The sequence below is a fragment of the Ensifer sp. M14 genome, assembly GCF_003355565.1.
Lineage (GTDB): Bacteria > Pseudomonadota > Alphaproteobacteria > Rhizobiales > Rhizobiaceae > Ensifer.
On record NZ_QJNR01000014.1, the window covers coordinates 667,529 to 692,875 of the forward strand.

Here is a 25,347-nt window from a genome sequence, read left to right on the forward strand (position 1 = left end):
GCCGGCAGCAAATTTCGCCGGCGAGTGGTTCCTAAGTGAACCAACGTCGCGGCGAGGGGAGAGAAACAAACGGTGTAATCTTTGGGTCCGAACGATCCTTGCTGTAACCGGGATTGCTCGCAGGGTCATCGAACTGGTGCGTTTGATGTAGGCGCTTCAGGTTCTCCTTCTCCCGCTCAAACCGCTTGCGGTTTTCGCCACCCCGGTCGGATCCACGAGAAACGGATTCGTGGTGTATGAGGCACGCAAATGGCGTCCAGACAATGCGGAAGCCCGCCTTGTGAGCCCTAAGACAGTAATCAACGTCATTGTAAGCGACAGCAAAGTTCTCCTCGTCCCACTGTCCTATCTGCCGCGCGCATTCGCCAGAAATCAGCATTACCGCACCAGTTACGCATGTCATCGAATTCCGTACATGCAGGCGATTCATTGGCCCACCGAAATTTTCAGGCTTGTTCAAATACCAGTGGCCGGCAAGGCCACCGAAGCCGCTAATGACGCCAGCGTGTTGAAGTCGCCGATCCGGATAAAGGAGCTTGGCACCCACAATGCCGACGTGATCATAGGCTAGGCAATCGACAAGCTCGCCAAGCCACTCGCCCTCGATTATCTCGACATCATTGTTGAGCAGGAGGAAGTGTTCTCCGCGAGCGCGTGCGATGCCCTCATTGATGGCCCTAGAGAAGTTGAAAGTGGCTTCCTTGACGTAGAACGAAAAAGAGGAGAACCGCCGCTCATACTCTTTGTATAGGGCCAGCGTTGCGGACTCTGTGGAACCGTTGTCGACTACGATGACTTCGAAATTGTCATACGCGGTTTGTTCATAGATTCCCCTTAACAACGTTGCCATCAGCACGTAAGAGTCTTTGTTCGGAATGATTATGGATATCTTCGGGCGGTTTGTAGCGGCTGTTCCGAACCGGATACGGTGAAGCGTGGTTGTCAGAGCCTCCGTGACCTCGGTTGCTTTTCCCGCGCGCGCGAATTTTTCCTTAAGGGCTGCGCGTGCGTTGTCCGTCGCTCGATCAATAAATTTGCGAGAGTAGGTTGTTCCAGTCCGCCGCCACCAATACGCCGGATATGGCACGTGGATGATCTTCGCGTCGTCTAGTCCTTCGAGATAACGAAGTAGCAGGTCGTAGTCTTGAGAGCCTTCGAAGCCGCTACGAAGCTTCCCGATTTCATTCAGCCGCCCCCGGCGATAGACGGAGAAGTGATTTATATAGTTCACACCGGTCAAAAGCACCGGATCATAGGCCGGCTTGAGCATAAGACCGATCGGTTCTAACGCGTCATTGACAACCACTTCATCCGTATAGAAGAATTCCGCATTCGGATGCGTAGCAATGGCGTTCCGGAGGACAGTCAAGCCGTTGGGCGCGATGACGTCATCATGGTCGAGCAGCGCGACCCATTCACCCCGCGCAGCATCGATGCCAGAATTGGTCGTCAAAGCTATACCTTTGTTGATAGCGTTGCGGACGATTACAATGTCCGGTTTCGCTGGTTGCGAAGTGAACCAGCCCAGCGTGTCTGTTGAATCAGAACCATCGTCCGAGAGAACAAGTTCGACGCCTTCGATGTCTTGTTGTTCAAACGAAGAGACCAATTCATTCAAGTAGCGAACTGGAGCATTGTAAACAGGAACAACGATGCTGAGCCACGGATCTGTGCGGCCTGGTTGACCCGGCAAAAGCTTATAAGCAAGTATGCGGGCCTGCTCCACATAACGCGCCGCAACGGTTTTTCGTCTTCCAAGCCTGATCGTTGGCAGCTTCTTCCAGAACCGTGGGAGTCGTGAAAATCGGGCGATTATCAATTCACTGTTCTGACGTTGCTGATTCGAGATGAAATGCTCCAAAGCAATGGCTGATCGAATTGCTCCGACTTCTAGAGACAGTTGGCATGGCTCGCTGGAGGGGTCCAGTCTGAGAGTGCAGATTGTACCGAAGGAGCCTACATCCGCGACGATCAGAAACTCTCTCCCTGACCCGGCCGTCAACGCTTCTTCCTCACGGAATCCCTGACCGCGGTTGATGTAAAGCTTAGGTTGAATTTCTCCCGTGCGAGAAGCCAGCTTGATGACGACGTAGCGTTCACGGAGTGGAGCAAAGCGTATCAAGAAATAGGGGTCGTCACCCTCCGCCAGCCAAAGACCGCGCCCGTCAGCGTCGGCAACGAGTTCATTCTGAGCAATGACATTGAGCATGTCACCTATTTCCCTTCCAGAGTAATCCGGCGAACGATCCGCTCCAGCAGAAGACCGATGCACAGAGCACCAAGGCCGAACGACAAAAGATACGGTTTGTCAAGAACTTGGCTGTTGTAAGTCGGATAGAACGCAGAACGCATCCATTCGACTGCATGGACTACCGGATTCCAGGACAGGGCATAAGCGATTTGTGTCGGCAGCGCTGACACGACGAACAGCGTGCCAGACGATATGTAGATAACGATTAGACATAGCGCGTAAACTGTTGCGAAAAATGTGAATAACGCGGTGATTACACCCGTGACGACGCCAACACCAACAGCCAGTAAAATTGTGGACAAGAACGCTTTGGCCGCTTCAGACCAATCATATGGAAATGGCTTGTCACCCAAAGATAGCAGAATCATAAACGTCAAAAAGACTGTGAAACAGGCTGCGATCGTTTCGAGAAAAGCTCTTGCGAAAAGAATGTCGAGAACTTTCACGGCCGGTATCGCAAGCATTGGGCGGTTCATGACAATCGACAGCGCCATGAACCGTGATACGTACATGAACGTCAGGCAGGGAAGTAGCCCCGTCGCGAAGAATAGCCTCATGCTGTCCCCAAACGGTGTCCTTCTCCCAGCAAACGCATAGATCAGGAGGAGCACAAACATGTGCGTTAGGGGCCAAACGGATACCAGCAGAAATCCTAGACCGTGATTGAAGAAACGTGTTCGCATGTCGCGCAAGATGACCGCGCGCATAACGTTTGCCTTTTGCCTAAGGGCATAGCTGATCGATCGCGGGTCTTTGCCCACTTCATAAGCGACGCCTTTCGTCATTTCGATCCCACCTGAAGAAGACCCGGAATGGTTGGTTGCGCGGCGCGCATTCTTTCAACCGCCCTAAAGGTTGCCGACCGCGCAATGTCGCGGGCAGATTCTGAGTTCAAGAGCGCTTGTATTGCGGCGATCCATGCAGCGTGGTTATTTTCTACTAACATCTCACCTGCGCTCTGGTTTCGACTGTAGGCTTCCGAGTTAGAGTAAATAGCCGCGGCCCCCATACGGCTGACGTCAATCCGCTTTGTGTCGGCACGGGCACTGTTAATGCGCCCTTCCAAAAGCGGCACCAACGCAATGTCGGCCGGAGAATGGCGGCTTCGCAGTGCGAACTCCTTCCAGGGAAGGGGAGGTAGTATCCGCAACCTTGATTCAGTAGACTTTTTATCCTGCCACATGCTGGCGTTGCGTCCATCGGCCGTCACTTCAAATATTACGTTCTCGTGACAGGATAGAATTTCATCGATAATAGGTTTTAAGAAGGCATGTTCGCCGCGATGGATGCCTGTTGCGTGGTATCCGATAATCAAACTATGATCGCACCCAGTTCGCTTGGCGGGGAGCACGTCGGCACGGGTGGGCAACGGAGGTAGCAGCCGAACGACAGCAGCATTCGACTCCAGAACACCAACTAGTGCGGGTGTAGGTGCCCATACAATGTCGAGATGTGCATTGAGCCGACGCAGTGGCCACAGATGCAAGCGAGCTAGCTTTACGCGGTACGGCAAGGGCGTGTCCGGATCCAACACAATAGCCGAAACGTCGTCATCGATAAACATGCCAACGCCAGCTAGCTTGGCCGCATGTCTCTCAATCCAGTTCAGTTGCCGCCAACCTAGATACCGGCAAATAATTACAAAACAACCCTCGGGATTGATATCTGCAATATCGTGGTCGAGGCAACGCACATTTACCGGGATGTGTGCATTATAGAAGTGCAAACGCTCTTCCAGAAAATAGCTGAAACTGGGATTCTCTCCTTGGCGAAAGACGACGATTGAGCGCGGGACAGCCTCGGTAAAAGTGCTCTTGCGTGTTCTAGGCTGCGGCAGAAATGCAGAGATTTTTCCGCATATAGCAGCTCCGACAGTGTTGTGGAATTGGTCTTCGAGCCAAGTCATCCGGCTAATTTGTTTCGTGTAAGTGCAAGCGCGCCGATGGACGATACCCAGGCGACCAGAGAACTAATCGCCACTATTAACACCCAAAACGCTCGTCTTGGGTAAAGTGCCTCGTCAGGTAAGCTCGGCTCGAGGAAACTATCGAGATACATCAATTGCTGCTTACTGATGAACTGGACCTGCTCGAATGATCTGACACTTGCGGTAAATTGCTGTTCTGCGAGTTGCAGTTCGAACTGGAGGCTAGAGAGTTCAGCTGACACGTTTGCTAGATTCTGCTCCGAAGACTGGTTGGGACCTGCTATCTGCCGCTGAAGGCCATCGATCTGTGCCTGTTTGCTCTGGATCTCTCTTGCAAGCACGCGCATCTGCGGCGCTTCCTTCGAGACACTTTCGAGTTTCACGGTGTAGGATTGCTCAAGCTCAATCTTCTCCTTCTGCAAAGTCGTGATCAGATTTGATAGCATTGAGGAAGACCCCTCGATGGTAAGTACCCCCGTTTTGTTTTGCTGAGTAGCTACGCGCTCCCGGACGTCGCGGAGTTTCTCGGATGCTCGATCTAGATTGGCTTTTGCCGTTGCGATGACGTCTTTCCAGATCCGGTCGCTTAGTTGGTTGATCGTCCGCTCCGATGCGGCGATGATCGCGGTCAAAATATCCCGCGCGTCCGCGGCCGAAAATGCGCGGGTCGTCACTGTGATAATGCCACTCGACGGGCTTACGGACGTCTTCACCATGCTATCCCAGTATTCCAAGAACTCTTCGTATGTGGCATCCGATTTCAACCGCGCGAAGAAATCCGCATCCTTCACCATGAAACGCTCCCGAACGCCAATCTGCTGTTCGAGTGCCTCAAGGATCGCGCGGCTGTGTACGAAGTTTGTGACAATCTGAGTGTCTTGAACGATCTTCGCTGACGGCAAACCCGTAATCTTGCCCAACTGATCCTTGCCTATTGCAGGAGCTGAAGTCCGGACGACGAAGCGAGCCTCAGACTGGTATTGATCAGAGGCAATCAAGCCGTAATACATTATCGCGCAAGCAATTGGAAGTATAAGAAAACAAAAGGTGACGCATATCGTCGCCAATCGAAATACTCTGTCCGTCAGCCGTGGTCGAAGCCCCGCGGCCTCGTAAAGCTTGCTTCGATTAGAGGTAGAAAAGCGCAGCTTTCGAGCGGTTGCGGACAACGCCTTTGTCGCGGAACGGCTCTTCTGTAGGGCCGTTGACCTCTGAATATCCTGTTTCAGGTTTGTCATCTTTGGCGAATTTTCGTCTCGTAGTTTGGAGGCCGTTCTTCTCACCGATTTAGTCGGTAGTAAGTCTCAATCGCGTCCGTAACCTTGTCAAACAAGAGCATCTGCCCATCGACGAGAACAATCCCCTTGTCGCAATACGCGCTGATCGTCGACATACTGTGAGAAATCATAATTATGTCAGAATCCTTGCGACGGTTCTCGAAGGCAGTGCGGCAGCGGGCCTGAAACCGCGCGTCTCCGACTGCCGTGATTTCGTCCACTAGGTAACAGTCAAATTCGATAGCCATAGACAAACCAAACGCAAGTCTAGCCATCATACCTGAGGAATATGTGCGCACAGGGGCAAATATATAGTCGCCCAATTCTGCGAAATCCTCAACGAAATCCGAAACACGCCGCACGTCTTCCCCGTATGCACGGGCAACGAAGGCGAGATTGTCCCTGCCAGTCATTTGTGGGTGGAAGCCACCTGCGAATCCTAGTGGCCAGGAAACCCGAAGATCTTTGATGATCCTGCCCGAATTTGGGAGGGCTGACCCAGCAATCATCTTCATCGTCGTAGATTTGCCCGCTCCATTTACTCCAAGCATTCCGTACGAGTAGCCAGACAGGAACTCCATGCTGACGCGATCTAAGATCACTTTCTTGTGGCCTTCGGTTTTGAAATACTTTGAGACGTTCCTGAGTTTTATCATCGCGCCCTCAATCACAGACGATGATCTTCGACCGATGCCCATATGAGGGCCAGCGTCACCCATGCGACCGAGAGCGCAAGCAAAATAAGAAGCGGAGACGACCATCGGTGAGGATATAGAGATTCCTCCGGTACGGTTGGTGGCACAAATACAACGACATAAAGAGCTTTGCGCGTTGCCTCCGCTTGGGCCATCTCCAGGTTCTTTTGTGACGCCTCGTAAAGGCTCTCTGCAACGCGGCGATCGGTCTCAAGATGTGCGAAAGTTTTGATTGCCCCTGCAATATTTTCGTCGTTTCGGGTCCCCCCGGCCAGCTCCTTCCGAAGCTTTACGATTTGATCCTCAAGGTTCTTGCTCGCCAGCACCAATTGTTGACGCGCTGGTGACGACTCCGCTTTTGACTCTTTGAGAACAAACAGCCGTGTGTCGAGATCGAGCTTACGCGCTAGTAGTCCGACCAATAGTGAACCAGTCTCTGTGGCGCGCGCTTCTGGTGTAAGAAATCCGATCGTATTCTGAAACTCGTTGAGCGCGGCTAGCGCTTGGCGATAGTTTTCAGTCGACCGCTGCACCTCGTCTGCGAAGCGCGCCGTCATGTCGCGCTGCGCTCGTACAGATAGTTCGTTGATTAGGCTCTCGCTTTCGCGAATGATCATAGACGCTAGCTGTCTCGAGTCCTCCGGCGAAAATGTGCGAGTTTTCAGTGTAATAATCCCGGAGGGGCCGTCCACATAAGTTGAAACCTGCTTTTCCCAGTATTTCAAAAACTCTTCAGTTGATTCACTTTTGTCGATGCGCGAAAGGAAATCAGCACTGTCGAGCGAGAACATCTGACGATAGTCGATGCTTTTGCCAAGCCTCTTTAAAATTTCTGTCGAGTGTATGAAGCTGGTGACAACGTAACCATCTTGAGACATGGTAGACATCGACAATATATTGGTGTCGACGCCGTCCTTCGCCTGATCCTCTGCAAGAGATCGAACCGCAAAACGCGCCTCGGCGATATATTGATCTGATGCAATAAACGCAAAATATACGATGCTGGCTAAGAACGGTACAATCACAAAGCCAATAAAACTCACGACGGAGAATGGTAGTTTGCCGCTCGTCTGAGTTCGCGGACTCGGATGACCGCCTCCGGCCGGCGCAGGAAGTTCCGGTTCGACTTCGATTAGCTTCGACCCGGACTCTCGAACGCGGAGTGCTCCGGTATTGCGGAGCTTGCTCACGAGTGACGACTTTGCTCTCACCAAAGTTTCGGACAAAGGCTCTCTTAGGCCGGAAGTCGGGACATTCTTCCGATTTGTCGGGTCAGAGTTCATGCGACGAACTTATCTCCATCGCCTGGCGTATGTAGTAATCTAGAATAAGATCATCCTCGAGGTATGTTTCCGCCACGGCGAGCGTCCGCAGTTCAGACGCAATGCCATCAATTGTCTGATTGCGTTGTACGATCGGAATGACGCCCATGTCGACGTTTAACAGTTCGCTCAGTGAAGAAGTAAATGCGAGTGTGTCATTAATATGCCCGATCACCTCAAATCGAGAAATCACGTCCATAGCAGCAGCGATGTCTCGTCGCGTGGACGGTTGATCCGCATCCGAGCAGGCAAACTGTCGCGTCGTTGGCGAAAGGAGGGCCATGCGAACTTTCGGTGGCGCCTTCTTTAGGGCCTTGCCGATCGCGCTCGTATCTTTGATATCCACGTCCCCGAAATATTCAATAGCAGGTGACAACGTCATTTGGTCGCGGTCGCCCAGGAAGGCAGGCTTGATGGACGCAAGTCGCTTGAGCATAGCTATCCGTAAGGCCATTTCGTAGTATGGGTCAGTAAGTAAAGCGATGGCTTTAAAACCTTTATCAAGGAACTCTTGATAATTACGAACTTGCAGTCGTCCACTCAAGTACATCGAAGTCATATTGTCTAAATGAAATGCTTGAAGTGTTGTTTCGTTTCCGAAGCGCTCAAGTGACGGCAGCGCGTACTGAAAGAGGTTATACATTTGGCGATCAATAGCGACGTGTGGGAGCAGTTGCGTTTCAAACCGCACGATTTTCATATCGATCTGTTTGGTTTGAAACGGTCTACGATAGATAAGAAGCTCCGATTTACTATCGCGAATGCAAAGCGTGGAACGGCGCGCAAGCTGCGGGATATTTTCCTCTGTGAGCTTAAATCCAACCAAACCCGTCTCGTGGCGGCCTGCCGCAAGTACGGACTTGTGCAACTGGTCGCACGGAATCTCGGCAATTTTGCCATCGTTATCGGAGACGAGGACCTTTGGTGCATCCGAAAAGCCGTCGGGAATTAGATAGCCTTCAACAAGGTGGCCGGTGTCGCGTTGAACATTGAATAGCAATTCTGGCCTACCGTGCTGGCTCGCTTCGCCGCGCGAAAAGCGAAAAGCATGGCCCCCCTCCATGAGCTAAATCCTCTTGGCCGATGCAGATATCTCCGAACCCAAGCGCATTCAGAAGGGATATGATGTCATCTCGATGCATCCAATAGTGTCGGTCCTTCATACCTCCGCAGAAGTTCTCATTCGCATTCGCGTTAAAATAGCCACGCTCATAGTATCGCACCGATACTCCAGAGAAAGTTCGCGTCTCCACATTCCCGCTAAATGCTTGTCTTCGACTGTCAGACGTTGGCATTGCGAGATCATCAAAGTAGTGCGTCCAAATGAAGAGCTTGTCGCAGCGGCGAGTGATCTCACATAAGAATTGTCCGGGGTCAGGCATGTGGTAGAGCACACCGGAAGCGATCGCCAAGTCGTAGTGAGTCTTCGTCTCTTGTAACCATCTGAGAGCGTCACCGAGGTAAAAATTCGCTCGATCTATACCGAGGACTTCCTTGGTAACAAGGCAACGCAGAAAACACCCCTTGTTTGCCTCAATTGCGTCGATAGACCTTGGTTTATGTTTGTTGAGCATGTAGGTGTGCATGCCCTCAAGCGGTCCGATCTCGATGACATTCATGTTCACCAGCGAGCCGGCTTGATCGATGGCCCACGTTATTCGTCCATCGGCAAAAAGTGGATGAGTCCCCGCCTTCAAACCCACTTCAGGTGGAAAGGCAGAATTCCATCCAGATAGCGCGTCTACCGCATTTTGATGGCGCGGAAACTCACGGTTATATTGGTCGAATACTTGTTCCGTTGTACGTTTTGCAATATTTTGATTGCGGCGAGTAAGTTTTCTCAACCCGAACATGGGCCCATTCCTCTAATGCGTTCTACCGCCAATCGACGGGGACATCTTATAGTCAGGCCCATCTTCAAAGGCAACCCGACGGGTTTCAATGAGGCAGGAACCCTGCTCGGACACGAAGGCGACGCCTCGCGCTCACCCTCTTATATATCGAACATGGTGCTTGAAGCCTGTGAACTCCCTAGGCACTAGACTCCTTCAGGCGATCGCAGCTGAGATAAGTCGCTCCATCGATGGCACGGTATCATCATTTGCAGATTGCGAATGCCTTCTCTTAAAGCACAGCCAAGCGCTCTTGGGTGTTCGTTAAACTTCAGACCTCAATCAAGGCCTTTGGTCTCCAACAAGCGATGCCTTGTTCCACAAACTGCGGAATGTCTGCTTCATACTCATCGGGCCTGAAGCCGTCTTCTTGATAGTAGTTAGTGTCATCGCCCGCGACACGTTTGTTCCACCTAGCAAGAAGCTCGGTGCGGTTGTGTAGGATGTGCCGTCCTCGTCCTTGGCTCTTTCCTTCGAAGTGATAGACAACTGAGTTCGGTACATAAACAAAGGACGCGGCCCCCTGGCCGAGGCGGAGACAGAGATCGATATCTTCCTGACCATTTAGGAAGTTAGGATCGAACCCCCGCGCATTCGCGAAGTCCGAAGCTCGCATCGCAAGGCAGGCAGCGGTGACCGCCTTGAAGGTACGTTTCTTTCCAGCATACTTATCCAAATTTGGTTTGCCGCTGTAAATGGGATAGCCGAGAGGGCTACGGCCCGAGAAGACGACTCCCACGCATTGAATCGTTCCGTCCGGGTACAGAAGCCGCGGCTGAGCACCCTTTATCGAATCGTGTTCGAGCGGCTCCAATAATGGACCCAACCAATTCGAGGTTACCTGAGTGTCGTTGTTCAGGAAAACGACCTTCGAACCGCTGGACGATGCAAATCCAATATTGTTTCCAAGCGAAAAATTTAGGTTCTCATAATTGAAAATCGCTCGTACTTCCGAGAATTCTTGTTCCAAATCATTGAGAACAGAGATCGTTTCGGAGGTGCTGCCGTTGTCGACCAGTATGATCTCAATTTGATTTGAGACCGTATGAGTCATTAACGAGCGAACGCACTTTTCTGTTAGTTCAGGATTATTATAAACGCATACAACGATCGATACCAGTTCGCTATTGCGGTGAGGTGCTGCGTGGATCAGTTCACCCCAATTGATGAGTTGTTCGTTTAAGCACAAGAGTTTAGACGTGACGGATCCTGACTGCCCGCGATCACAAGAGGCTGTCGTCGCAAGGTGAGCAATGCGACCGACGGCTTTTCGAAGGCTTTCCATGCCATCGGACGAAAACGCCGTCTTTACTTCACCAAAATAGCTCGGATGGTGCTTTCTCAGAACGTCATTGGCATGCTCGATAAGTTTTGTCTTTTCTGCCCCAAAACTGACCGTGCGCTCGTGAAAGATATAGCTCCTTGGTGAGATTAAGTTGCGCCAGCCAGCATCTTTCGCCCGCATACAGAAGTCATTCTCTTCGCCATAGCCTCTCGGAAAGAGAGTTTCATCGAACAAGCCAATTTGATCAAATAATTTCCGGCGGATGTAAATGCAGAAGCCGTTCCCAGTTGGAACTTCGACTGGCGGACATTTTTCTGCTGCACGAACGAGCGTTGCTGCCCAGAGCGCATGTGACGCATGCTCCGGTTTAGGGTTAGGTCGGTTGGCTGTAGGAAAGGAAAAGGCACCAGAATTGTCACCCATCGCCGTAGCTGTGCCGACATCGTTTGCGCCATAAACTGTTTCATGAAGCCCCTCGACCCACCGCGGGGTTGCAAGTGTGTCACTATTCAGAAGTATAACGTCGTTGGGTGCACAAAGCTTGATTGCTCTATTGATAGTACTCGTGTACCCAAGATTCTTTTCATTTTCTACAATTCGTATTCGACCAGTCTCTTCAAATGAGAAGAGCAAGGGCGAAATAGCAGGATCGGAGCTTCCGTCGTTAATAACCAGTACATCTGCTATTTCAGTTGACGTCCACAGTTTGACGGACTCAAGGCAGCGCCGCACTGCATCGTAACCGTTGTAGACGGGAATGACCACAGTCACTCGCTTGGTCGCAGCGACCGGACGCAATAAGATCTTCTGGCCAGCCGCCTCGCTCAGCACCTTGTGTAAAGCATCCCTAAGTATACAAGGAGCGAATTCGCGTAGCATCTTCGATCGCCCAGCGTTCCCCATTTTCTCCACTAGAGAAGGGGTCTCACAGATCAACTTGACGGCATGCGCAGCAGCCGCTGTATCAAGGTGAGGAACTAAGAAACCTGTAACTCGGTCATCGACCAGTTCCGGAACGGCGCCCCACGCATAGGCTATTACGGGCCTGCGAGCCGCCTGGGCTTCTGCGACTGTCCGCCCGAACGATTCTGCAAAATGTGAAAGGGACATCACTACGTTGACATCCTGCAGCGCTGCCTGTGGCGTTTCTGCGTAACCTCTAAGCACCAAATTCGGCGGTAAGCCGCGTCTCTCTAGGTCCTCTATGAAAGCGTTCCGAGGTCCGATAATCGAAAACCGAGCGCGAGGGGCGAGGTTTACGCAGGCATGGGCAATCTCAATGAAGTCCGAAATGCCCTTCTTAGGTGTGTTGCTGCTGACGATTCCAAAACTGATTGCTTCACGGATCGGATTTGGCAAATCAAATTGATCTCCGTCGACTACATTTGGCGCATAAACTGGCTGGCGTATTAAACTGAAAGCTCTCTGCGTAATTCTTGAATTTGCAATCAGAATATCGGAGCGTTCCCAGAGATCGGCGACAATTTTCTCCGCTTCTAATCCAATTCGCTGTTTGAGATGATCGTCGTTTTCGATCAATTCTCGCACATGACAAATACTTTTCACCCCTAGACTTTTGGCTATTTTCTGGAAGTCTCGCAGGAATATTGTGTTTGCGTATATAATGTCGATGTTGTGGTCCGTCATTATTGACTTCATGTTAGATAGGGTCTCGTCACGCGTTGACATACCCTCGTGCCACAACGGATAATGGAATCTGAAAATGCTTACGCACTTGCGGCGTAGAACGCTAACATAGTGTGGGTTGGCGTTCTTGGGGATCGTTACAAATATATTGATTTCAAATTGCGATATTTGATCAAGCACATCCAAGAAGCTCCGCTCGCCTCCGAAAAGGTGCGCATGCACCTCATGGGCGCAAAGCAGTACATTAGGCCATTTCTGCCTTGATTGAAAATTGCCGCGAATAAGATGAACAGTGTCCGTTTCAGGTAGTGGTAGTCTTCCTTCCGACTGACCCCACTTTATGAAGTGGATTAACGGGTTGATCCTTACCTTCCTCACGTCAGAATGTGCGGTGATGTAGGCTTTGGTATTGAATAGAGGTGATGGGTCGCGGTTTAGTCGACTGCCGATCCAAAGGTAGTGCTCCTCCGGCGATATATCGAGAATATTTACATCTTTATAGTGATTTCTATACCAGTCGGCATCAAATAACACTGACTGCCTTAGGAGCTCAATATCTTCTTCTGTATAGTCCTTCATGATCTTCTCTGTATTCCGCTATATTCCGCGCCCCAATCTATACTTTTAGTCTGGGATTTGGAAGCCGCCCTTCTGATATGCCGTATTCAAGGTAGTGGCGCGATGGGCTGACTGCCGCGGCCGCAACATCGGCATACTTCTCTCGGTACCAATCAGCATCAAGAAACCCTGCAACTTCAAGCGCGCGGGCAGCCCGCAGAAGTCGCCCTTTCCCAAGAAAATATTTCTGCGGGCCTGTCGTCGCCAGGGCGCGTACCGCCTTCCGAATTTCATCGAGCGCTGTAAGTCCGAGATCGTTATTCCTATACTCGAGGTCTCTAACCATTTTTGTAAGTATAGCGATTTCTTCGAAGCGCAATGATGCTTCCGATTCATTTTCCCGCACTCTGTTTTCTTGAGCAAGACATTGATTAGAAAGTTTATCCGCTAATGCATCGATTTCCGTTCGCAATTGAGCGTTGGCAGATTGCGTTTCCTCCATCGTCGAATTTAGGCGGTCTATCTCGGCTCTGTCAGCATCTTTACTTGCATGTAGCGCGGCTAATTCTTCCTGCATTTTTACCGCGCGAGTATCTATAGCAAACAATTCAGCTGTTTGATCCTTTAATTTAACAGTATCGGCGCATGTACGACCAAGACGAGAAAATATATCCAGTAATGCCAAACGAGCCGTAGGGCTCGTTTGCAGCTCGAAGAGCTTTTCAATTCGCTCGCCGTAATGTTTTCCAGTGCCGATGATCGCCAAACCATGACCGTGGACAAATTCGAAGTGGGGATAGTGGCGTTTCAGCTCATCAAGCAAGCGGAATACACCGAAACCTCTTTCTCGAACATTGGTATCATGGAGGAGCACGACAGAGGAATCCGACATACGTGGTAGCCAGGTCTCAAAATCTCTCCTCACTGATTCATACGAATGGTGCCCATCAATGTGGAGCAGATCAATTTCACCGTCGCGAAAATGTTGTGCGGCCCTGTCGAAGGTACTTCTGACCAAGCGGGAGAATGCGGCATAGTGCGCATCGTTGTGCGCGACTACAGCCGAATAGACACCGTCGTCATACTCACCCGAATGCTCGTCCCCTTGCCATGTGTCGACGGCGTAGCAACTCGTTTCCAGACGAAGGACTTTTATTGCCTGGCAAAAAGCGAAAAACGATACGCCATAGTGCGTACCAAGCTCTACCACAGTTCGTGGCCGGAGGCTTTCGATAAGCCAGAACGCGAGCGGTAAGTGCTCATGCCAAGCCGACGTGGCCTGATAATGCGGCGACATAAAGGCAAGGGGAGTGCAAGCTAAGTTGTACGCCTCTGAAATCGCGTGATTTGCGAGTTTATCTTGCATAGGATGGTCTTCTTCTGGAATTGCAGGTGCAGCGAGTTGGGCGAGATGATGCGTCTTATGCTACAATATGAGATATCCTGTGTCGTAATCGCTGATCGTCATTAGGTTCTGCGAGCATAAGTCACTTATTACCGCTATTCCATTCTGCATTCTGAGTTATTTGATTCACTATGTGTTCCAGTTATATATACCTCGGATTTTGGCAATTTGCCGACCGAACGTGGCGGACTGCGCCGGGTTTGCCGGAGGTGACCTGCCATGGACCTTTCATCCTGCGGTGACTAGCTGTGAGCTTTCTTAAGGTTGTCCATTCGGAAGCGGATTTCGGAGACTGGAGCTGCTACACCTCAGCTTCGCAGGGTCGCTTCGAATGAACATTCATGAGAATGCCCGACTGACACCGTTGCGTCGAGAAGAAATGGCGGGCGCCTAACCCGTGCCAATCCGCCCACATCTACGGCGTGTCGCCAAAGATCGTGTCGCGCGACGATGGCATGAGCGACCCCTCGTCCGTGAGCACTACGAACAGCCCACCTTTCCTTTTGTGATCGAGGCCGCGAGATAAGCTTCTTCACCGATAGGAGCGGAACTCAAAACTGGATAGAACTTGGGGGCAAGGTCACCTGAGAACCCATCAGGGCTCCATGACCGGGATCGCAGCACCCCTTTTGTTTTCAGGCTTTCTGTGTGAAGTCGAATGGACCTCGAACGTCAGGCGACGCCGGTACGAAGCAGGTCATGAATGTGCAGGATACCGACTGGAAGCCCATCGTCGTCGACGAGGAAGAGCACGGTCACCTTGTGATCCTGCATGAACTCCATCGCTGCGCTTGCCAGAACGTCGCCTCTGACGACGCGCGGATTGCGCGACATCACCGCCTCGACGGTTTGCGATAGCAGATCGTCCGACATATGGCGACGAAGGTCACCGTCGGTGATAACGCCGGTCAGCTTGCCCTCCTCATCAACAATGCCGACGACGCCGAACCCCTTGGAGGATATTTCGATCACGGCTTCGCTCATCGGACGGCCGACGCTTAAGAGCGGCACCTGTTCGCCCACATGCGCCAGTTCGCGCACGAGGCGCAGCTGTGCGCCGAGCTTGCCGCCGGGATGGAATGTCTTGAAATCTTCGGCCGAGAAGCCGCGGCGCTCGAGCAGAGCAATGGCAAGTGCGTCGCCGACCGCGAGCTGCAGCATCGCCGACGTCGTCGGCGCCAGCCCATGCGGACAGGCTTCCTGAACCTTCGGCAGAACGATCGGCACTTCGGAGTTACGGGCAAGCACGCTGTCACGGTTGGACGAGATCGAGACGATCGGCACCTTGAAGCGCTTGGCATAGGTGAGCATGTTGGCGAGTTCCGCCGTCTCGCCCGACCAGGACAGAAGAATCAGCACATCCTGCGACGTGACCATGCCGAGATCGCCGTGGCTGGCCTCGGTCGGATGAACGAAATAGGCCGACGTCCCTGTCGATGCCATCGTCGCGGCCATCTTGCGGCCGATATGGCCGCTCTTGCCGATACCCGAAACGACAACGCGTCCCTGGCTGTCACCGATGAGTTCGATCGCTTCGGCCATACTTTGCGCAAACAGCGCATCGGCACCGAGATGATCGGCGAGCGCCTTGATGCCTGCCATTGCCGTCGTCAGCGTCCTGCCGACCGACTCCAATGCGGCAGAACCGCGACGCTCATCCGCTGATGCGTGTCTCAAACCCATGGTGTTTCCATTCCCGCGAAGACGTTTGCGCCGGCTAGAAGCGGCGTTTCCCAGACCCATTGCAGGCAGGCAGATAAGCGTTTTTTCTCGGCAAACCAAGCCAAAAGCCGCCGGGTTTGACCAAAATACCAGGTGTGTTCTGCATTTTCGTACGCAAGAATTTCTTCTTGGTGCGATTTTTCCCAGAAACTGGACCGTCCTTGATAGGAGGCGTCTGTGCAATTTTTGTTGGCTGGGAATAAGATCAGCGACTATGCTACTCTCGCAGCAACGATTGTGAATTGGCCAGCCTGTTCCGTTTTGAGAGTTATCCTGTCGTCCGAAAGGGCTTTCAGTGGCCGTCGATCTTTAGACATCTCGTAGCAATCTTGGCCTGCCCATGTAATTAGCTCCAAACCGCTATCCCGGATCAAATCCAATGTCTCTTCGAGTGTGAAGTGCTTGAAATGAAACTTATTTCCCGACGTTGCAAAGGGCAAGTGATCTTCGCATGGTGTTGAGAACACGAACGTGCCTCCGCGTCTCAATGAATTTGCTATCTCCGAAAAAAAGGCTCTCCCATCAGGTACGTGTTCAATTGATTCCAATGATACTGCAAAGTCGAACCGGGCTTCAGGTAACGAGAACGGAAAATAGTTCTGGCAAAACATCGCACAGGGTGTGCCGAATTTTTCGCGTCCAAGCCTTATCGCTTCTTCAGAACCGTCGATGGCGAGTACGTGACGGGTCTTCGAGAGTAAGTGCGTTCCATACCCGTTGCCACAGAAAACGTCCAACCCGTAGCTATCTCGTGGGATATGCCTGTCTGCCCATTCATAGCGGACCCTGTGATCGGCACGGATAGCACCATATGTATCTGCAATTTGTCGCTCGCCCGACTCTAACCGCAGATCGTGCTCGACCTCCACACCGTTTCGAACAATCCTTATTCGCGACATTCAATACTCCATTGGTGCAGCTGTGAGCACGCGCTATCTCTGTTACCCGCTCAAGGTCAAACATCTTGTGGAGTTAACAGCAATCTCTATGTGTTTCGACTTCCCATTTATGATAACCGGCATTTTGGGAACTAGCGTGAAAATTGGGGGGGCTTGGTGCTTTTTGTTGTGGGACCGTCACATGTGCCGCGTTGGCGCCACGTTGTAAACGGCCTTGGATATCCAAGGCCCGCGCGTGACATTACTTTTGTTGGAGATGGCGGCTATCCTGTATGGCACAAGTCGTCATTTGAGCGAGTGAGGAGAGACTTTAAGGAGGGCGATAAGGTTTACCTCATTGTCGGTGATTTCCGCTTCGGAAACAGACGGGTGCGAGATTGGCCTTTCTCGCGAGAGGAGATTTTTGAGGACGGCTATACACACGTTGAGCGTGATCAGATCGATGCACTGAGTGATCAGAGAATGAAGTCGCTTTGTCTCGCTGCCCTGGCCGAATGGCGTAGAGTATTTGGTGACAATCTTTTTATACTCCAATGGACGCTAGCCATGCAGGCGATTCAGTGTCGCATGGAGAAGCGTTATCTGAATGCCAATGGCGTTCTCGCTCACCCTTCTTGGAATATCGTCGAAATGACACTTCTCGCGAACGATGTACAGGGGATGTGGCGGTTTGCTGATGCCGATGCGGTAAAGTTTAAATCATTGTTTGTTGACCGCGATCTTCATCCGTCTGCACTTGGATACCTGTACCTGACGGAAGTCTATCGGACACGCAATCATGAAGAGGCATTTTGGGCCGCATTTCGTTCCTACCGTGTTGCATTCGACAGGATCTTCAACGCATTCGGGACCATCGAGCGGCGGCGTCGAATTCTTACTGGAGATTCGTTCGCTATAAAAGTTATGGATAGGATGATTCCGCTCGAATTTCGTCGGCGATTTGAGGAGCTCGGACTTCGAATGGTCTTCTCGCCAGATACAGCATTGGATATCGCGAAAGACTGTGAGCCATTTGATGAACTCGTTTATGTCTCTCAAGCAAAACTCGGCAGTGTGCCCAATGATGCCGCGACTCAATGGTCAAAAACAAGAGAAAAATTCAAGGATGCTGCTCAAAAAGTGACTATACTTCCATGGGAGGCTATTTTTGAACAGTTATCGGTGCGAAGGGGAGGGTATGCTTCTGGAGTGCGAGTTCCTCTAGCCTTAGATGTGTTCGATACTTTGAGAGGCGCAGCAGACCTCGATTACATTGACCTCTTGGAGTGCGGCGGGGCGAACGACCTGGTAGAGCATGGTGCAGGTGGGGCGCCGACGTTGGATGGAGTTTTCTTCATATTGTCGGTCGCAGCTGGCGGTAAGGAACTTTTAGTCCGCCCGTTTGGCAGCTAGAGCACGTCCGCTGAACGCGGAATCGGACGGAGGATTGTTGGCCGATTTCTGATTCTGTTGCCCCACTGGTGATTTGGTCGGAGGCGATATGCCCCGTGCTTTCAGTGAGGATCTTCGTAGCCGTGTTCTGGCTGCGTCTCGAGATGGCATGTCGGCACGATCAGCGGCGGCCCGGTTCGGGATTGGAATTTCAACGGCCATCGCGTGGATTGCCAGCGCGAGGCAGGGCCAAATGTAAGCGCGTAGGGCACCCCACGTATCATTTGGACTGCTGATCGGCGATTTTCTGCATGAGTCATGCGGAGAGTCTTATGAATGATAGTGTGAATCAGTCTCGATCCTTTGAGGTTTTGACGGCAGAACCCGTCCGACGTCGGCGCAAGCCGCGGGATTGGTCGGATGACGAAAAGGCGCGGATCGTCGCCGCGACGCTGCAGCCTGGGGCCAATGTCTCGGCGGTTGCCCGGTCTGAAGGCTTGGATCCCTCGCAGCTTTATGGGTGGCGTCGCAAGGCACTGGCGTCGGGAGTTGTTGCGCCCCTGACGGAGAGAACGGGCAAGGAGATCAAGTTCGCGCGTTGAAACTGTCAGCAGCTCTGCGGTGGAAATCGTCATCGGCGATATCGTGGTGCGCCTCGGCGGCGATTTTGACCCTGATCACCTGATGAAGGTTCTGCAGGCGGTTCGCAAGGCATGATCGCGTCGGGTGTGGTGGTTTATGTGTCGTGCCAGCCGGTCGACTTCCGCAAGGGCGCCGCGTCCTTGATGGCGCTGGTGCGGGATGGCGGTCTCGATCCCTTCTTATGCATCGGGTGAGATTTTGTGGCGGAGCCGTCCCGGCGACAGCCGGGGACTGCCAAATCTGGAATTCTCCGCCACATAATATTTTAGCTTAGAGTACGCATCCGAGGAGGGCCGCCTTGCTGAGAAGTGAGGCGAACTGGATGTTCTGTCTATATGGACGTCAATATAGACAGTGTGAGAACCGTGGATTTAACGATAGAGAAGCGGCCGCAAGTTAGCCGTATGGAGATTGTCGATAGCGGGCGGCGTCGCCGTTTCAGCAACGAGGCCAAACTTGCGATCGTGGCGGAGAGTTATTCTGCCCCGCGTCAGATCACGGCAACAGCACGTCGCCATGGGATCACACGCTTTCAGTTGAACGATTGGCGTAAAGCAGCTCGCGAGGGACGGCTCGGCAATGGCCGGGGGAGTGAAGGGTTTATTCCTGCACTGTTGGTCCCGGAGCCAGGCATGCGGGTTGTTGCGCCGACCAATTCTTCGACGGCACAAAGTGGGCTTATGGAGGTTGTCAGCGCGAATGGTCGCCGTGTGATCGTGGACCGCGATGTCGACGTTGAAGCGCTGCTTCGGATCATACGCGGGCTGGAGGCGCTGCGGTGAATCCGTTTCCGATGGGAACAGGGGTCAAGGTCTGGCTTTCGACGGGGTATACGGACATGCGCTGTGGCTTTCCCTCTCTGGCGCTTCGGGTGCAGGAGGTTCTGAAGCATGATCCGTTGTCAGGGCATCTCTTCGTCTTCAGGGGCCGCAGATCGGATATTTTGAAGATCATCTGGCATGATGGTCTGGGCGCCTGCCTTTTTACCCGGCGGCTGGAGAAGGGTCGGTTTATCTGGCCGAATATGGAGGGCGGCGCGGTAGCGATCTTACCGGCGCAATTGTCTTATTTGTTGTCCGGGATCGACTGGCGCAATCCGCAGGAAACCTGGCGTCCGACGCGGGTAGGATAGCATTATTGCATTGAAAATATTGAGTGAATCTGATCGAATGGCTTCATGACCTCGAAGCCTGTGGATCTTCCTGCGGACCTTGCGAGCGCCTATCTGGCGCTGCTTTCCGAGCGTGAGATGTTACAGGTTGAACGTGATGTCGTTATTGCCGAGCGCGATACCGTCGTCGCCGAGCGGGACATTGCGGTGGCGCAAGCCGCCAATGCGCAGGCCATGCTGTCGGACAGTGAGGCCTTGATTGCCAGTCTGGAACTGGCGATCGAAAAGCTGAAGCGGGAACTGCGCGGCCGGCGATCCGAGCGCACGGCGCGCCTGATCGACCAGATGGAATTGCAGCTCGAAGAACTGGTGATGGCGGCGACGGAAGATGAAGCCGCAGCGCAGGCGGCTGCCGCCAAGACCTCGAGCGTGCGGTCGTTCACGCGCAAACGGCCGGTCCGAAAGCCGTGGCCGGAGGATATCGAGCGTGAGCGCGTGGTGATCGATCCCCCAGTCACCTGTGCATGCTGCGGCGGGTCGCGCCTGTCGAAACTGGGCGAGGACGTCACTGAGACGCTCGAGGAGGTTCCGCGCCGGTTCAAAGTGATCGAGACGGTGCGGGAGAAATTTACCTGCCGCGACTGCGAGGCGATCAGCCAGCCGCCGGCGCCGTTCCATGCCACGCCGCGCGGCTTCATCGGTCCTCAACTGCTGGCGACGATCCTGTTCGATAAGTTTGGAATGCATAGCCCTCTCAACCGCCAGAGCACCCGGTTCAAATGCGAGGGCATTGAGCTCTCGACCTCGACGCTGGCCGACCAGGTCGGGTATGGAACAGTCGCCCTCCTGCCGATCTTTGATCTGATCGAGGTGCATGTCTTCGCGGCCGAGCGCCTTTTTGGCGATGACACCACCATTCCCATCCAGGCCAAAGACAAATGCACGACCGGGCGAATATGGACGTACGTGTGCGATGATCGACCCTACGGCGGCGCGGCAGCGCCGGCGGCCATATACTATGCGTCGAGCGACCGCCGCGGCGAGCACCCGCAGAAGCACCTGGCCGAGTATGGCGGTATTCTGCAGAGTGATTGTTACAATGGCTTCGAGCCGCTCAGTGTCGCCGAAAAGAAAGCGGTACCGATCACCTTCGCCATTTGTCATGCGCACGCGCGGCGCAAATTCTTTGAACTGGCCGACATATGCGTTTCGTAGCAGTTAAAAGCGAGGAAAAGCAGGCTGCGGCGACGGTATTCAAGGTACGTGACCTTCTCGTTCGACAAAAGACCCAAATCATCAATGCTTTGCGTGGTCTAATGGCCGAGTTCGGAATTACCGTTCCCCAAGGCCCTTCGCATGTCGGTATTCTGGTCAGTCACGTTGAAGACGATGGCTCCAGCTTGACCGAGGCGGCACGCGCACCCTGCTTAGCATTGGTTTCAACATTGCGGGCACTCGTTGATAAGGTTCGGGAACTTGACCTGGAAATTGGTCGGAGGGCGCGGCAGGATGACGTTGCCAAGCGGCTCATGAGCATTCCAGGAATTGGGCCTGTCATCGCGACGGCGCTCGAAGCTTTAGCGCCGCCTGCAGATACGTTTACACGAGGTCGAGATTTCTCCGCTTGGATGGGTTTGACACCGCGGCAGCATTCTTCTGGCGGCAAACCCCGGCTCGGCAAGACTTCGAAGATGGGGCAGCGTGATCTTCGTCGATTGTTGATAATTGGGGCATCAGCGGTTGTTCGCTGGGCATCGAGGCGCGGAGCGTTAGATGGATCCTGGTTATCGCGAATGATCGGGAAAAAGCCGCCGATGCTGGTCACTGTTGCACTCGCCAACAGGATGGCGCGATTTGCTTGGGCGCTTATGACAAGCGGAGGTCGCTACGAGGAACAACGGCTAGCAGCATAAGATCAGCTCTGGTGGAGGATTTCAAACCGCCATTGCGAGTGTAAGCAGGTCGAACGAAGGATATGGACAAACGGTCACGAGACGGGATTAGGAAAACCAGTTCTGCCGGACGGCACCTCGAGTGCGCGTGAGCGTTTTGGACCTGATCCGCGAACTCCCATATGGGCCCGCGACGTATTAAGGTCGCAACTAGAGGCCGGACACACGTCAGCACCCGACCACCGTTCAAGACTGAGTGAAGATTTTGCTTGCATTCTAGGGAGCGTCCACACACGTCCGGCGAACGCATTTTCGTCTGGTCGAGCGGGCGACTATGGGATGCGCTTTGCCTCATCGGCCATGACGCGCTCGATGATCTCGGGATCGCATTGTTCGTCGACGAGGAACTGGCGGATACCACCATCCCACGTCCTGATGTCTGCGAGTAGATTTTGAAGGTCGTCGATACCATTCTCAGTCAGGCCCTTCGTTTACGTTCTGCTGTGCCGCATGGGCACTGGAAGACCGCGACCTGGTGCGCTCAGGCTGTCCGGCATGACCGCGCCGATGGTCCTTGATGGCGCGATGAACGGTAGTGAACGCTACGAACAGCCCACCTTTCCTTTTGTGATCGAGGTCACGAGATAAGCTCCTTCACCAATAGGAGCGGAACGGGATGGTTGGAGATCGCGCTGATGCCATGCTTGAAGTCATGGATGAAGTGACCTGCCACGGAACTTTCACCCAGCAGCGACTAGAGCCCCGGCGGTTCTGAATCGAACCAGAACTTTCCGTATTCCTTCGAGTCGAGGTAAATTTCCGCCTTGCGCAGCAGGTTCGTCTCCCAATCAAAGTCATCCTCGTTCAGCGGCTTTGGTGCATGGCTCCCAGCCTGAATGGAATCTGCATCTTTGATGCGGTGACTATGCCGTTGTTATCTTGGACCGGACGGACTTCGGGCGTGCACAAGCCAGCATTCGGTTGAGGATGGTGCAGCCGATGGCGACTTCCGTCTGTTGCGCGGCGAATGAGCGTGCTCGCAGCCGGTGTCCGATGATCGACTTGTAGCGGCCGATCGCGGCCTCGACCAAGGATCGCTTGCTGTAGCCGGTGGCGCTTTGCCACTTCATCCGCCCGTCCGTGTTGATCGCAGCTATATGACGGTCTCGTTGACGTGAAAGATCGGCGTCCGGCCGTTCCACCGCGTTGGCGCGTGGCGGAATGACCACTGCAGCGCCGGCGCTATGCTTGGTGACCGCGTCATAGGTCGGGTCGCCGTCATAGGCGCCGTCGGCTGTAAACTTGCCAATCGGACCGTCGATTTGGTCAAGGAGTGGTCCCACTTGTGAACTGTCGCCCATGTCTTGGCCGGTCATGACGTGAGCGATGATGTCGCCGCTGTCAGCATCCAATGCCAGATGCAATTTGCGCCAGCCCCGGCGGGATTTGGCACCGTGCTTCTCCTCCAGCCATTGGCCAGCGCCGTAGAATTCGAGCCCAGTACTGTCGACGAGGACGTGAATGGCCTCGTTGGTCGGAATTTTGCGACGCTCCCGCCTGCCAGCAGATCGCCATGTCCGTGCTCGTCGGCTCAATGTCGTATGATCAGGGACGGCGAGATCCAGTCCCATCAGTTGCAGCACTGATGTCAGAAAGCCTTCGGTTTGCCGCAGTCGCAAGCCGAACGCCAGGCCCAGCGTTAGAGCAGTCTGGATCGCCAGATCGGAATAGCGTGGTTGGCCACCACGCGTCTTGCGCTTCGGCGCCTGCCATGATGATAGCGCTTCTGGCGTTATCCACAGTGTCAGGCTCTCGCGCCGGCGAAGGCCGGCCTCATATTCCGCCCAGTTCGCCAGCTTGAACTTCATCTTGCCGATATGATGACGGCGGGCAGCATTGTGTTTGAAAGGCATAGGTGAGAGACCGGTTATTGCGCTAGCCGATCACCTAAGCCAACGCCATTAACGATCCGCGCACCAACGTCTCGAAAATGGACTCCAAAAACCGCTTGATCAAAACGGATACTTAAGCTTTCTCAGTAGTAATTGTTTTGTCGCCGGTTGATAATCGCTTGCACCTGCATAGGGCGAGGTAGGGCTCACAGCCGCACGATGCTTCCGGAAATCAAGCTGCATGGCGACGTCGATGTCGCCGCACTGTCCCCACTTCTTCGCGGTATGCTGCTTTCGGTTGCCTATGCTGACGGTGAGGGCGGCATCGGATTGACGGCGACCGGCGCCATGAACCGCAAGTTTGTGCATTGGGCCGCTGTGCACTTCCTTTGGCCAGGATTCACAGCAGAATACCTCTACAGCATGAACAAGGTGCTCAATGAAAGCGACATGCCGCCGCTTTGGGTCGTGCGCGACATGACCCGTCATCTGAAGCTTCTTCGTCGGAAAAAAGATCTGCTGCTACCAACAAGGCGCGGCCGGGAGTTCCTGGTAAACCCGCAAGCCTTCTTCGATTTGGTCGCCACGCATTATCTCTATTCGTATGTCCATCCGACGGAGCGGGAAGAGGAGGTCCGAGCGCGGTTACCTTGGTGGCGCATGCTCCTCAACCTTCTCAACATCAAGGCCAGGGAAGGGTGCACGCCAATAGACGTCGTGAAGATCCTCTGTCCAGACTTGGCGCTTCTTTCGGGCACAGAAATGACCATAGAAGCCTGGGAGTTGAAATCCAATCTCCAGTATGGCGTCTTTCGACGCTTGTGTTGGCTCGGCTTGCTCTATGAGGCACGAGAGGGGCTCACTCTTCTCCAAGACGGATCCTTCCACAAGACGCCACTTTGGCCAGCTTGCCTGCAGTTGGAATGGGATAGGCAAAGCGACATCGGCGTGCATTGACGCTCTTAATTCCGCCGCTGTCTGCCTCATCAACGCTTTCTCTCGTCGCGCATTCACCGCCGGATCGTTCATGAAATCTGTCAACGCCGGAGTAAAATCCGGCCAGGCGGCGGAGCAAAACCAGGCCACTTGTGGCGCACGCATGAGACCTCCGGGAGGGCGTAGCCCGAGCGGGGGTCTCATGCGTGCGCGTCGATTTTCTGAAGGGGTTTCAGCCGGCCTTTCGGGCGCGGCTTTGGGCGAGACGATAGCTGTCGCCGTTCATTTCGAGAATGTTGACATTGTGGGTGATGCGATCGAGCAGCGCACCGGTGAGACGTTCGGATCCCAAGGTTTCTGTCCATTTGTCAAACGGAAGATTGCTGGTGATCAGCCGCGAACTTGTTCCGATGTTCGTCATCGCGCTGACGGTACTTGCGGCCATCACATATATAGAAGCCATACCGATGGCGCTCGTCTGGATGGCCAGGGGATAGTAGGGGTGAATGAGACTGCTTACGGCGCGCAAGAATGCTAATGGAGCTTTGAATTCGCGGTACATCGCCCGCTGCGGTGGCATTTGCGCTAGGCCGCAGCGAGCATGTAGTGCGAGTATTTCCATT

The 25,347-nt window shown here is 53.4% G+C and carries 19 protein-coding genes and 6 pseudogenes; 11 read left to right on the forward strand and 14 right to left on the reverse strand.

Going from position 1 to position 25,347, the window contains the following annotated elements:
- Positions 1-31 precede the first annotated feature (31 nt).
- From BLJAPNOD_RS31605 to BLJAPNOD_RS31650, 10 genes are all read right to left on the reverse strand, one after another.
- The gene (locus BLJAPNOD_RS31605) at positions 32-2,209 is read right to left on the reverse strand and encodes a glycosyltransferase family 2 protein (RefSeq protein ID WP_115422693.1); all 2,178 of its coding nucleotides are present in this window, start codon (positions 2,207-2,209) and stop codon (positions 32-34) included.
- Between the two features lie 5 nt (positions 2,210-2,214).
- Positions 2,215-3,036, reverse strand: coding sequence for a capsular biosynthesis protein (locus BLJAPNOD_RS31610; RefSeq protein ID WP_244611165.1), 822 nt, complete (start codon positions 3,034-3,036; stop codon positions 2,215-2,217).
- Positions 3,033-4,157 (reverse strand): hypothetical protein, encoded by a 1,125-nt coding sequence (locus BLJAPNOD_RS31615; protein WP_115422695.1) that lies wholly within the window; start codon positions 4,155-4,157, stop codon positions 3,033-3,035. Before BLJAPNOD_RS31615 ends, BLJAPNOD_RS31610 begins: the two co-directional genes overlap by 4 nt.
- Complete coding sequence (locus BLJAPNOD_RS31620) at positions 4,154-5,416, reverse strand: capsule biosynthesis protein (RefSeq protein WP_115422696.1); 1,263 nt, start codon at positions 5,414-5,416, stop codon at positions 4,154-4,156. The genes BLJAPNOD_RS31615 and BLJAPNOD_RS31620 overlap by 4 nt, the downstream gene beginning before the upstream one ends.
- Positions 5,417-5,457: 41 nt before the next feature.
- Positions 5,458-6,111 carry an ABC transporter ATP-binding protein gene (locus BLJAPNOD_RS31625; protein ID WP_115422763.1) on the reverse strand — a complete coding sequence of 218 codons (654 nt, stop codon included), beginning with the start codon at positions 6,109-6,111 and terminating at the stop codon, positions 5,458-5,460.
- A gap of 11 nt (positions 6,112-6,122) precedes the next feature.
- Positions 6,123-7,340 carry a capsule biosynthesis protein gene (locus BLJAPNOD_RS31630; RefSeq protein WP_147294618.1) on the reverse strand — a complete coding sequence of 406 codons (1,218 nt, stop codon included), beginning with the start codon at positions 7,338-7,340 and terminating at the stop codon, positions 6,123-6,125.
- An 82-nt stretch (positions 7,341-7,422) separates the two neighbouring features.
- Entirely contained in the window at positions 7,423-8,535 is a 1,113-nt protein-coding gene (locus BLJAPNOD_RS31635; RefSeq protein ID WP_244611166.1) for a hypothetical protein, read from the reverse strand.
- Positions 8,480-9,325 carry a class I SAM-dependent methyltransferase gene (locus BLJAPNOD_RS31640; protein ID WP_115422698.1) on the reverse strand — a complete coding sequence of 282 codons (846 nt, stop codon included), beginning with the start codon at positions 9,323-9,325 and terminating at the stop codon, positions 8,480-8,482. Before BLJAPNOD_RS31640 ends, BLJAPNOD_RS31635 begins: the two co-directional genes overlap by 56 nt.
- Positions 9,326-9,635: 310 nt before the next feature.
- Positions 9,636-12,875, reverse strand: coding sequence for a glycosyltransferase (locus BLJAPNOD_RS31645; protein WP_115422699.1), 3,240 nt, complete (start codon positions 12,873-12,875; stop codon positions 9,636-9,638).
- A gap of 37 nt (positions 12,876-12,912) precedes the next feature.
- Positions 12,913-14,220 (reverse strand): class I SAM-dependent methyltransferase, encoded by a 1,308-nt coding sequence (locus BLJAPNOD_RS31650; RefSeq protein WP_115422700.1) that lies wholly within the window; start codon positions 14,218-14,220, stop codon positions 12,913-12,915.
- Positions 14,221-14,590: 370 nt separating this feature from the next.
- Between BLJAPNOD_RS31650 and BLJAPNOD_RS31655 the strand changes: the two are divergent.
- Positions 14,591-14,705, forward strand: a pseudogene (locus BLJAPNOD_RS31655) (IS481 family transposase); the annotation flags it as partial.
- Between the two features lie 226 nt (positions 14,706-14,931).
- On the opposite strand, the gene BLJAPNOD_RS31660 reads toward BLJAPNOD_RS31655, so the two are convergent.
- Entirely contained in the window at positions 14,932-15,942 is a 1,011-nt protein-coding gene (locus BLJAPNOD_RS31660) for a KpsF/GutQ family sugar-phosphate isomerase (RefSeq protein ID WP_115422701.1), read from the reverse strand.
- 251 nt (positions 15,943-16,193) lie between these two features.
- Positions 16,194-16,880, reverse strand: coding sequence for a class I SAM-dependent methyltransferase (locus BLJAPNOD_RS31665; protein ID WP_115422702.1), 687 nt, complete (start codon positions 16,878-16,880; stop codon positions 16,194-16,196).
- 156 nt (positions 16,881-17,036) lie between these two features.
- On the opposite strand from BLJAPNOD_RS31665, the gene BLJAPNOD_RS31670 reads away from it, so the two are divergent.
- From BLJAPNOD_RS31670 to BLJAPNOD_RS31705, 9 genes and pseudogenes are all read left to right on the forward strand, one after another.
- Complete coding sequence (locus tag BLJAPNOD_RS31670; protein WP_147294619.1) at positions 17,037-18,272, forward strand: hypothetical protein; 1,236 nt, start codon at positions 17,037-17,039, stop codon at positions 18,270-18,272.
- Positions 18,273-18,360: 88 nt separating this feature from the next.
- Positions 18,361-18,507 (forward strand): annotated as a pseudogene (locus BLJAPNOD_RS35755) (helix-turn-helix domain-containing protein); the annotation flags it as partial.
- 76 nt (positions 18,508-18,583) lie between these two features.
- On the forward strand, positions 18,584-18,853 hold the full coding sequence (locus BLJAPNOD_RS31680) for a transposase (protein WP_244611167.1): 270 nt from the start codon (positions 18,584-18,586) through the stop codon (positions 18,851-18,853).
- Between the two features lie 375 nt (positions 18,854-19,228).
- Positions 19,229-19,675, forward strand: coding sequence for a transposase (locus tag BLJAPNOD_RS31685; protein ID WP_115422704.1), 447 nt, complete (start codon positions 19,229-19,231; stop codon positions 19,673-19,675).
- Positions 19,672-20,025, forward strand: coding sequence for an IS66 family insertion sequence element accessory protein TnpB (gene tnpB, locus BLJAPNOD_RS31690; protein WP_343215836.1), 354 nt, complete (start codon positions 19,672-19,674; stop codon positions 20,023-20,025). The genes BLJAPNOD_RS31685 and tnpB overlap by 4 nt, the downstream gene beginning before the upstream one ends.
- 45 nt (positions 20,026-20,070) lie before the next feature.
- Positions 20,071-21,207, forward strand: a pseudogene (locus BLJAPNOD_RS31695) (IS66 family transposase); the annotation flags it as partial.
- The gene (locus BLJAPNOD_RS31700) at positions 21,207-21,917 is read left to right on the forward strand and encodes an IS110 family transposase (protein WP_199566071.1); all 711 of its coding nucleotides are present in this window, start codon (positions 21,207-21,209) and stop codon (positions 21,915-21,917) included. The pseudogene BLJAPNOD_RS31695 and the gene BLJAPNOD_RS31700, both read left to right, overlap by 1 nt.
- Positions 21,918-22,238: 321 nt before the next feature.
- Positions 22,239-22,352: pseudogene (locus BLJAPNOD_RS35760) on the forward strand (IS5/IS1182 family transposase); the annotation flags it as partial.
- Positions 22,353-22,375: 23 nt separating this feature from the next.
- Positions 22,376-22,493: pseudogene (locus BLJAPNOD_RS31705) on the forward strand (IS630 family transposase); the annotation flags it as partial.
- 326 nt (positions 22,494-22,819) lie between these two features.
- On the opposite strand, the gene BLJAPNOD_RS31710 reads toward BLJAPNOD_RS31705, so the two are convergent.
- Positions 22,820-23,809: an IS5 family transposase gene (locus BLJAPNOD_RS31710; protein WP_115422706.1), complete on the reverse strand. Its 990-nt coding sequence runs from the start codon at positions 23,807-23,809 to the stop codon at positions 22,820-22,822.
- 198 nt (positions 23,810-24,007) lie between these two features.
- On the opposite strand from BLJAPNOD_RS31710, the gene BLJAPNOD_RS31715 reads away from it, so the two are divergent.
- A complete protein-coding gene (locus BLJAPNOD_RS31715; RefSeq protein WP_115422707.1) occupies positions 24,008-24,745 on the forward strand; it encodes a hypothetical protein in 738 nt (245 codons plus the stop codon).
- Positions 24,746-24,956: 211 nt separating this feature from the next.
- Here the strand turns inward: BLJAPNOD_RS31715 and BLJAPNOD_RS31720 are convergent.
- Positions 24,957-25,124 (reverse strand): annotated as a pseudogene (locus BLJAPNOD_RS31720) (ATP-binding protein); the annotation flags it as partial.
- Positions 25,125-25,347: the final 223 nt, after the last annotated feature.

Excerpts from the sequence above, each read along its gene's own strand:
- BLJAPNOD_RS31710 (WP_115422706.1), bottom strand. The coding sequence starts at position 23,809 with ATGCCTTTCAAACACAATGCTGCCCGCCGTCATCATATCGGCAAGATG.
- BLJAPNOD_RS31625 (WP_115422763.1), bottom strand. The coding sequence starts at position 6,111 with ATGATAAAACTCAGGAACGTCTCAAAGTATTTCAAAACCGAAGGCCAC.
- BLJAPNOD_RS31680 (WP_244611167.1), top strand. The coding sequence starts at position 18,584 with ATGAATGATAGTGTGAATCAGTCTCGATCCTTTGAGGTTTTGACGGCA.
- BLJAPNOD_RS31635 (WP_244611166.1), bottom strand. The coding sequence starts at position 8,535 with ATGGAGGGGGGCCATGCTTTTCGCTTTTCGCGCGGCGAAGCGAGCCAG.
- BLJAPNOD_RS31715 (WP_115422707.1), top strand. The coding sequence starts at position 24,008 with ATGCTTCCGGAAATCAAGCTGCATGGCGACGTCGATGTCGCCGCACTG.
- BLJAPNOD_RS31610 (WP_244611165.1), bottom strand. The coding sequence starts at position 3,036 with ATGACGAAAGGCGTCGCTTATGAAGTGGGCAAAGACCCGCGATCGATC.
- BLJAPNOD_RS31685 (WP_115422704.1), top strand. The coding sequence starts at position 19,229 with ATGGACGTCAATATAGACAGTGTGAGAACCGTGGATTTAACGATAGAG.
- BLJAPNOD_RS31605 (WP_115422693.1), bottom strand. The coding sequence starts at position 2,209 with ATGCTCAATGTCATTGCTCAGAATGAACTCGTTGCCGACGCTGACGGG.
- BLJAPNOD_RS31650 (WP_115422700.1), bottom strand. The coding sequence starts at position 14,220 with ATGCAAGATAAACTCGCAAATCACGCGATTTCAGAGGCGTACAACTTA.
- BLJAPNOD_RS31660 (WP_115422701.1), bottom strand. The coding sequence starts at position 15,942 with ATGGGTTTGAGACACGCATCAGCGGATGAGCGTCGCGGTTCTGCCGCA.
- BLJAPNOD_RS31645 (WP_115422699.1), bottom strand. The coding sequence starts at position 12,875 with ATGAAGGACTATACAGAAGAAGATATTGAGCTCCTAAGGCAGTCAGTG.
- BLJAPNOD_RS31620 (WP_115422696.1), bottom strand. The coding sequence starts at position 5,416 with ATGACAAACCTGAAACAGGATATTCAGAGGTCAACGGCCCTACAGAAG.
- BLJAPNOD_RS31615 (WP_115422695.1), bottom strand. The coding sequence starts at position 4,157 with ATGACTTGGCTCGAAGACCAATTCCACAACACTGTCGGAGCTGCTATA.
- BLJAPNOD_RS31665 (WP_115422702.1), bottom strand. The coding sequence starts at position 16,880 with ATGTCGCGAATAAGGATTGTTCGAAACGGTGTGGAGGTCGAGCACGAT.
- BLJAPNOD_RS31700 (WP_199566071.1), top strand. The coding sequence starts at position 21,207 with ATGCGTTTCGTAGCAGTTAAAAGCGAGGAAAAGCAGGCTGCGGCGACG.
- BLJAPNOD_RS31640 (WP_115422698.1), bottom strand. The coding sequence starts at position 9,325 with ATGTTCGGGTTGAGAAAACTTACTCGCCGCAATCAAAATATTGCAAAA.